Source organism: Lentzea pudingi (genome assembly GCF_014646255.1).
GTDB lineage: Bacteria > Actinomycetota > Actinomycetes > Mycobacteriales > Pseudonocardiaceae > Lentzea > Lentzea pudingi.
On the sequence record NZ_BMNC01000020.1, the window covers coordinates 118,018 to 126,059 of the forward strand.

The 8,042-nt window shown below is 69.4% G+C and carries 6 protein-coding genes; 2 read left to right on the forward strand and 4 right to left on the reverse strand.

Annotation, left to right across the window (positions count from 1 at the left end; translation table 11 throughout):
• Positions 1-20 precede the first annotated feature (20 nt).
• The 4 genes from IEY88_RS39175 to lanKC all read right to left on the reverse strand — a co-directional run bounded on the left by IEY88_RS39175 (position 21) and on the right by lanKC (position 6,268).
• A complete protein-coding gene (locus tag IEY88_RS39175; protein ID WP_189159975.1) occupies positions 21-1,739 on the reverse strand; it encodes an ABC transporter ATP-binding protein in 1,719 nt (572 codons plus the stop codon).
• Positions 1,739-3,355, reverse strand: coding sequence for an ABC transporter ATP-binding protein (locus IEY88_RS39180; protein ID WP_189159976.1), 1,617 nt, complete (start codon positions 3,353-3,355; stop codon positions 1,739-1,741). Before IEY88_RS39180 ends, IEY88_RS39175 begins: the two co-directional genes overlap by 1 nt.
• Before the next feature lie 143 nt (positions 3,356-3,498).
• Positions 3,499-3,666, reverse strand: a complete 168-nt coding sequence (locus IEY88_RS39185) for a SapB/AmfS family lanthipeptide (protein WP_089950820.1) — start codon at positions 3,664-3,666, stop codon at positions 3,499-3,501.
• A gap of 37 nt (positions 3,667-3,703) precedes the next feature.
• Positions 3,704-6,268 (reverse strand): class III lanthionine synthetase LanKC, encoded by a 2,565-nt coding sequence (lanKC, locus tag IEY88_RS39190; protein WP_189159977.1) that lies wholly within the window; start codon positions 6,266-6,268, stop codon positions 3,704-3,706.
• Between the two features lie 602 nt (positions 6,269-6,870).
• On the opposite strand from lanKC, the gene IEY88_RS39195 reads away from it, so the two are divergent.
• Entirely contained in the window at positions 6,871-7,443 is a 573-nt protein-coding gene (locus tag IEY88_RS39195; protein ID WP_189159978.1) for a hypothetical protein, read from the forward strand.
• Between the two features lie 390 nt (positions 7,444-7,833).
• Positions 7,834-8,042, forward strand: a 209-nt coding sequence (locus IEY88_RS39200) for a hypothetical protein (protein ID WP_229694175.1), incomplete at its 3' end; no start/stop codon positions are given.

An 8,042-nucleotide genomic window follows, 5' to 3' on the forward strand; every position in this document is an offset into this window, starting at 1 on the left:
AGTCCGGAGTGGACCCCCGCTCACCGTTTGGGCAGCGGGGTTTCTTCCCGGTGCGTGGGATCCCACGCCAGCATGAGCTGTCCGTAGAGCGCGGAGGTCTTGAGCAGGTGCTCGTGGGTGCCGAGCAACGGCTTGCCGCCGTCCATGACCAGCACCCGGTTCGCGCGCAGCGCCGAGCTCAGCCGGTGCGCGATCACCACGAGAATCCCTTCCCGCTGCGCGAAAGCCCGTTCGACGCGGGCCTCGGCGGCGGGGTCCAGGTGTGAGGTCGCCTCGTCGAGGATCACGACGCTCGCGGACGTGACGAAGACCCTCGCGAGAGCCAGGAGCTGCGCCTCACCAGCGGAAAGTCCCTCCCCGCCGTGGCCGAGCTTGGCGCCGAGCCCGCCGAGCCGGTCCAGAAGTGGTGTGGCGCCAACCTTTTTCGCGGCTTCGACCAGGTCCTCGTCCGTCGCCCGCGGCGCCAGCAGCGTGAGGTTCTCCCGCACAGTGCCCGTGAACAGGTAGGTCTCCTGCGGGATCAGTGCGATCGCATGGTGCCTGACCGCAGGGGTCACCTGGTCGACCGGGGCGCCGCCGAACAGCACGGAGCCGTTGCCCGGTGGCATCAGACCGGTCAGCAGACTGGCCATTGTGGACTTGCCGATGCCGGACGGGCCGACCACCGCGAGGTGGTCACCGGGACGCAGGTCGAGCGAGAGGCCGCGCAGCACCGGTTCCGCGTCCGGGCTCCAGCCGAACGTCACGTCCCTCAGCACGAACTCGCCGTTGGCAGGGGTCTCGGCACCGATCGCTCCATCGGTGCGCGGCGCCGCTTCCTGAAGTCGTTTGAGAGCGACCATCAGCCGCATCACGACCGTGCTGGTCGTGCGCGCCAGACCGTGCAGCGCGGGATTCACGCTGTTGGTCAGGTAGACGACCGCCGCGAGGACCGCGCCCGTGGTGAGCTGACCCGATGCGACGAGCGGGGGAGCGAACGCGACCAGCAGCGCGATCGGGGCGAACCCGCCGATCGCGATCACCGTGGCGCGCAACGCGTTGGCCCACGCGACGGTGACGGTGGCCCTGGCCTGCTGGTCCACCTGCCTCGCGACGTCCCGGTACGCCTCGGCGGACGCGTCGCACGCGGCGACGTCGCGGAGCCCGGTGAGCACCGCGCCGGACGCTTCCGCCGTGCGCTCGTCGGCCATCACGGCGTCGCGCTGCCGTTTGGCCAGGGAGGGGAGCAGCAGCCCGAAGAGCACCAGCGCGGCCACGATCGGCAGGACCACGAGCCAGATCAGCGCGGCTGCCGTGGTCGCGATGCCGATGAGCGCGGCGACCGTGGTGACCAGAAGGGCACGGGCCTGCACCAGCACACCCGCGGTCGCGTCGCGAACCACCTCGACGTGCCGGGTGATCATGGCGACCGCGCTGGCGTCCGGGGTCCGGCGGTGCGTCGGATCGCTCAGCACGCCGCGCACGATCCGGGTGACCAGGGCGTCGCGCATCGGTTCGACGACGGCGCCGAGCCGCGCGAACACCTGCCGCTGGCCGAGCGCGCCGACCACCGCGAGTGCCGCGAACGACAGCAGCCACAGGACGCCGGCCAGCGGGTTGCCCGCGGCGAAGCCCTTGTCGACGGCGGTGCCGACGAGCCTTCCGCCGAAGAACGCCGGGATGCCTTCGAGCATCGACCAGCCGAGCAGGACGAGGACGCCCCTGCGGTGACCTGCCAGCGTGGAGAGGTAGAAACGCATCACTCGCCCCCGGTGAACACAGCGCGGTAGTCCTCGTGTTCCCACAGTTCTCGATGGGTGCCGGTACCCCTGACCCTGCCGTCGTCCAGCCACACCACGACGTCCGCCCTGGCCGCCGTCGCCGGGCGGTGCGTCACGACCACTCTCGTCCGGCCGGGCAGCGCGGTGGTGAGCGCCTTGTCCACTTTGGCCTCGGTCACCGTGTCCAGGCTCGCGGTGGCGTCGTCCAGGACGAGCACCTCGGGATCTCGGATGATCGCGCGGGCCAGCCCGATCCGTTGCACCTCACCGCCGGACAGCGGTGCATCGGCGAGGGGGGTCTCGTAGCCCTGCGGCAGGCGGATCAGCACGTCGTGCACTTGGGCGGCGACGGCGGCGTCACGCACCTGGATCTCGTCGGAGTCCGTTCCATAGCCGATGGAACGGCCGATCGTCGTGCCCAGCAAAGCCGGGCGTTCGAAGGCGTAACCGATCGCGCCGTCGCGCCGCACCGTCCCCGAGTCCACAGCGGACAGTCCGCCCAGCACCGCGGCGAGCGTCGACTTGCCGGAGCCGGACCTGCCGACGACCGCGGCGAACGAGCCGGCGGGGATGGAGAGGGTCACGTCGCGCAGGGCGGTCCCGACGGTGACCTCGCGCAGTTCCAGGACGCCCGCGCCGGGAAGCACCGCCGGACGGGCGGGCACCTCGGTGCCCAGCACCTCGGCGATCCTGGTCGCGGACGCGCGGGTGCGTTCCAGCGCGGTGAGCTGCGGTATCTGGCCGACCACGCCCATGCCCAGCGCGGCGTAGCCGAGCGCGGCCAGCACGTCGCCGGGGGTCAGCCTGCCCTCCATCACACCGAAACCGGCCGTGACCAGCACGGCGACCTCCACGGCCGGCAGCAGGAGACCGGCGCGCCACATCATCTTCGCCTGGGTGCGCCACATGCCCGCACCGGCGGCGGCGAGCCGGGGGAGTGGCCGCAGCACCCGTTCGGTCTCGTGGCCGGCTATGCCCGCCGCGGCGATGGTGCGCCTGCCGGACACCGCGTCGAGCAGCCGGGCCGACACGTCGCCGGACACCTCCTGGTACGCCAGGACGTCATCGGCGGTGAGCTGCATGTGCGTGCGGACCAGGAGCATCGCCAGCGGGACGCTCACCGCGAACACGACCGCGAGCCGCCAGTCCAGCAACGCCAGCGCCACCACGGCGCCGACCGAGGACACGGCGGTGACGAGCAGCGTGATCAGCGTGACGGCGATGCCGCCCGCGTTGCCGCAGTCACCCGTCACGCGGCTCACCGCGTCGCCGGCGGCGAACGGGGAGGGGTGGCCGAGAGAGAGGAGCTTCCGGGAGAGCTCGCGGCGCAACCAGGCTGTGGCGCGGCTGGTGATGGTCGCGGCGAGTACGATGCCGATCGCGTCACCGACGATCTCCGTCGCCGCCAGCAGGAGCAGCCAGACCACCGTGAACAACACGAACTCGCCGCTCAGCGCCATGTCGACGGCGCCGGCCAGCGCCGCGGGGAGCAGCAGGCCGCCGGTCGTGGCCACGGCGGCGTTGAGCAGGAGGAACCACGGGCGGTGGTCGCGGCGGACGACGGAGAACAGCAGGACGTCACCGGGTTTGGCCATCGGCTGTTCCTCCGGAGGGTCATGAGGGCGCATCATGAGCGAGGGCCCGACAGCTGGCCGGCTGCCGGGCCCTGCAGTCGGAGGTGAGCGGCATACTTCGCCTATGCCGCTCACTCACCGCGGTGTTTCAGTTGACGCGCAGGTCAGCAGGCCAGCAGGCTGACGGTGCTGTGCGAGCACGGGAGCAGCAGCGACGCGTTGGACGCGGTCGTGGAGCCACCGCCACCGCCGCCGCCGCCGTGGCCCGACGCCATCGCGTTGCTCGGGGCCTCGGGGGTCTCGAGGTCCTGCATGTCCAGGATGAAGCCCATGACAGTCTCCTAGTTTCGAGGGATCGATCTCTTCTTGCTACCGGTCCGCGAGGACCGGGGCCTGGGTCCTTCCGAGGAAGGGAAGTGGTGGACGTCCGTCCACCGCGGAGGCGATCGCGAGCAGGACGCCCGCGCCGCCGGTGTTGAGGTCCATGGAGAGCCGGCGCAGTTGCACGCCGGGGAAGGCGAGCCCGCCGCCGTAGCGCACGGCGTGCCAGCCGAGAGCCTTCAGGTGCCGCCCGACAGCGCGTTCCAGGTGCTCGTCCGGCTGGTGCCTGGTCGCGTGCGCCAGCGTCGCCATCAGTCCGGCCCTGCCCAGCGTGAAAGCTGGCTGGATGACGAACTCGCCGGTGCAGCCGCTGAGCAGCTCGGGAAGCTTCGCCGCACACGGGCGGTCCGGCGCGACCTTCGCGAACTCCGTCAGCACCAACGCGATTCCCGCCCCGCCGATGCCGACGTACGGCAGGCTCCGGAAGGTGCCGTCGCGCACCTGCAGGGAGCCGTCCAGCGCGACCATCGTCTCGGCCAGGTCGCGTTCCAGCGCCTGTTCGGAGAGGTCGAGCCAGCGCCGTTGCCCGGTGTGCTCGAACATGCGCAGGAAGAACAGCGCGGGACCCGACCAGCCGTGCAGCAGTCCGGCCTTCGCCTTGCCGCCGGGCGGTGGTGCCTGCTCCAGCTGCTTCGCGAGGCGTTCGCCCAGCTCCTCGGCCTGTACCGCGAAGCCGTGGTCGGCTCGCGAGCTCGCGAAGTGCAGCAGGTTGAGGCCGATGCCGGACAGGCCGGCGCTGAGCCCGTGGTCCTGCGTGGTGCGGACGAGCGGGGCGTAACCCTCGACGAGCTCGGTGGCGATGTCGTAGTGGCCGAAGTTCTCCAGCACGTGCGCGATGCCGTGCGCGCCGACGAAGAAGCCGGGCTGTTTGGGCGGGTCGTTGCGAACCGTCCTGACCAGCCAGTCCTCGTGCTCGGGGTAACGGCCCTCGCCGCTCTCCGCGAGCGCGTGCAGCACACCTGCCGCGCCGTGGCCGAAGCCCGTGCCGCCGGTCTCGAACTGCTCGATGTCACCGGGGAACAGCCGGTCGCTCCGCTGCGGTGTCGCGCTGTGCAGGATCGCCGTGGCGATCTCCTTGCGCACGACCGTCCAATCCGGACTGTCGTCGTCGAACGCGGTGAACGCGGGATCGGCCGGCGGGTCGACGCGCGGCGCGAGCACGTCGAGGATCTGTCGCTGGTAGTCCTCGCTCAGCCCGAACCTTTCCGCGACGACGTGCACGTGCTGGCGCAGCTTGGCGGGTGCGAGCTCCAGCACCGCGTTGAGCGGCAGGAAGATCCACAGCTTGAGCGCGGCCAGCGGGTAGGCGTCGATGTCGAAGCCCTCGCGGTCCTGCGGCGCCTGGAACCCCGGCGCGCCGAGCGTCGGCCGGTGCACGTCCTCAATCGCCGACGACAGCTCGAAGTCGATCAGCGAGACCTCGTCGTCCTCGTCCACCAGGATGTTCATCGTGTGCAGGTCGCCGAACACGACACCGCGCTCGTGCACCCTCCGCACCAGGTCCTCGACCTTGGCGATGAGCGCTTCGGCCCTGACGCGGTAGTTCTCGAGGAGCTCGTCGTCGGTGTCCTTGTGCGTCAACGGGTAGTTGTGGCCGAGCCACTGCCCGAGCGAACGCCCCGGCATGAACTCCATGGCCACGAACAGGTGCTCCCACTCCGTGAAGCGGTCGTACACCTCGGGTACGCCCTCGACGCCGTGCAGCCTCGTGAGGATCTGGTGTTCGAGCTCCAGCCGTGCCACGGCGTCACGCCCTTCGCGGTCGAGCCCGGCGTGCGGCCGCGCCTCCTTGAGCACGACCTCCTTGCCGTCGCTCTTGCGCGTCGCGAGGTAGACACCGCCACCGTTGGAGAAGTGCAGCGAGCTCTTGATCTGGTACGGGAACTTCTCGGGGTCACCCGCGTTGCGCTCGGCCAGGTGCGGCTTCAGGAACGCCGGCAGCTCGATCCACTCGGGGAGGCTGAACACCGGCTTGCGCTTGTCCGCGACGAGCGCGCCGTCCGGCCCCTCGATCGCGAGCACCTGCTGCCCGTCGACCTCGAGCCACTGCTCGGCGAACCCGCCGTAGCGCACGTACAGCGGCCCGTTGCCGAAGCGCAGGTCGCTCAGGACGTAGGCCCCGTGCTCCCCGTCGAGGACCTGCGCGAGCTCGGTGCAGATCGTCTCGAGGTGCTCGGCGCTGGTCGGGTAGATCGTGACCAGCTTCCCGCTGCCGTCCCGCGGCGCGTACTTCGAGTTGCGTGCGAGGACGATCGACACCGTCCGCAGGTACTTGAAGCTGATGCGCCGCTCGACGCAGTAGTCGTAAGTGGCTTTCAGCACGCGGCCGGCGTTGTCGAGTCCGGCGGAAACGTGGATCTTCCACCCCTGGTTCGGCAGCTGCACACCTTCGGGGTGCTGGTGCCGCCACACGTTGCGCTCGACCATCGCCCAGCCGGGCGGGAGCGTGGGCAGTTCGATCGAAAAGTCGTCCCCGGGAGTGCTTTCGGTGGCGCTCTGCAGATCGTAGAACTGCCGATCGGCGAAGCAGTACGCCTCGTATCTGAGGTCCACCGAATTCCCTCCCTCGACTCGTTTCGTTTTCTTTGTTGCGGCATATTCCCGCACAATTCCGCGGCTATGGCCAATCCGCCGTTCGAGTCATATGGGTCCCGCGTTCGTGTCCGAACGAGGGCGGGTTACCGGCGCGTATGTGACCCGACGTGATGAAGTTTGGGTCCATCTCACCCGGTTGAGATGTTTGCCGAGCGACCATCTGGAGGGCATCATCGTCCACGACTCATAGCGGAACTCTGCCGTTTCTTAATCTCGGCACCGCTGAGCTGCGGTATTCCAAGTGGATCTCGACGTATAGTTAGGTGGGTACAAGCGTCATGTACTCGCTGTGTTGGCTGGTCTTTCCGGGTGAAGCCATGATTGGCTCCCATTGCGCGTTTGGTGCGGCTGAATGGCGGTATGGTGTACCCCGTGTGGACCCATTCGTATGTTGAGATTGTCCATTGAGTTTTTATGTAGCACTCGTTGTCTTGCCACATGCACCCGGTGAATTCCGGTGTGATGTAATCTTTCGAGTGAAATTCGTGTTTGGATGTAACGCGACGCGTTTTGTGAGCGGCCCCCCGCTGCCCGGCGTGTCGTGCGGCTAGGCTGCGCGTGTGGGGAGCGTGGCAAGCCGCTGGCTGGTGCCGGCCGTGGTCGTGATCACCGGAGCCGCTGTGGCGGCCGGAATGGTGGGCCGGACCGTGTACTCGCGCCCGGCCGAGGCCCGAGGGGCGCCCGTGGTGCCGTCCTCGTCCGTTGCCGGGGCCGTGCCAGGGTCCGGGGAGGTGCGGCTCAGTCCCGATGCCTTCACCCATCCGGACCGGACCGCGGTGCAGCGAGTGCTGCAGGCCTACTTCGACTCGATCAACTCCCGTGACTTCGACGCTTGGCGCGCGGTGGTGTCGGCTCGGCGGGTTTCCTCCACGCCCGAGGCCGGGTGGGTCGCTGCTTACGAGAGCACCCGGGACGGCGGGATGGTGGTGCAGCGCGTCGAGTCCGATGTGGTGGGGCGGCGGCTGCGGGTGCTGATCTCGTTCGTGTCCACTCAGGACGTTTCGAAGGCTCCGCCTGCTTTGCCTGAGGGGTGTATTCGGTGGCGGGTCGTGTATGTGCTGGTTTGGGAGGGTGGGGTGTTGAAGGTGGATGAGGCGCCGGAGAACCGGAACCCTCAGATGGAGAAGTGCTGACTCGCCTTCGGGGGTGGGTGCGCGCTGGTTGGGTTGGTTGTTTCCCTGTTGCGTTGGCGGGTTCCTGTTGTGAGTCCGTAGGTCTGTTGCGTTGCGGGCGTGTTGTTGCGCTGCTTCCTGGGGGACTCCGCCCCCCAGACCCCCCACAATCTGATCAAAGACCGGCCCACGCCACGCGTAGGTAGATGGCACGCCTGTTGCGTTGGGCGGAGGCGCGTTGCTTGGCGGGTGGGGTGCGGTGGGGTGGTCCCGTCACGAGCCGCACCTGGAGCTGGCCACATCTGAGGAGGAGGGTCAAGTCGACACGCTTTTCGTCGACTTGACCCTCCTCCTCAGATGCAGCAAGAGCTGAGGTGCGGCTCGTGACGGGACCACCCCACCCAGACCTTCTTGGAAGGACGGCTCGCCTTCGGCATCGCGTGGGATCAGGTGCCTGTCACCCGCCGGGCCTGCTGCCGCAGCCGCTACTCCCGGGGCGGCGCCGCCGCACCGCTGCCGCCGCCGCACCGCACCGCGCGCCGTGCCGCACCACCCGCCGCCGTGCCGCACCACCCGCCGCCGTGCCGCACCACCCGCCGCCGTGCCGCACCACCCGCCGC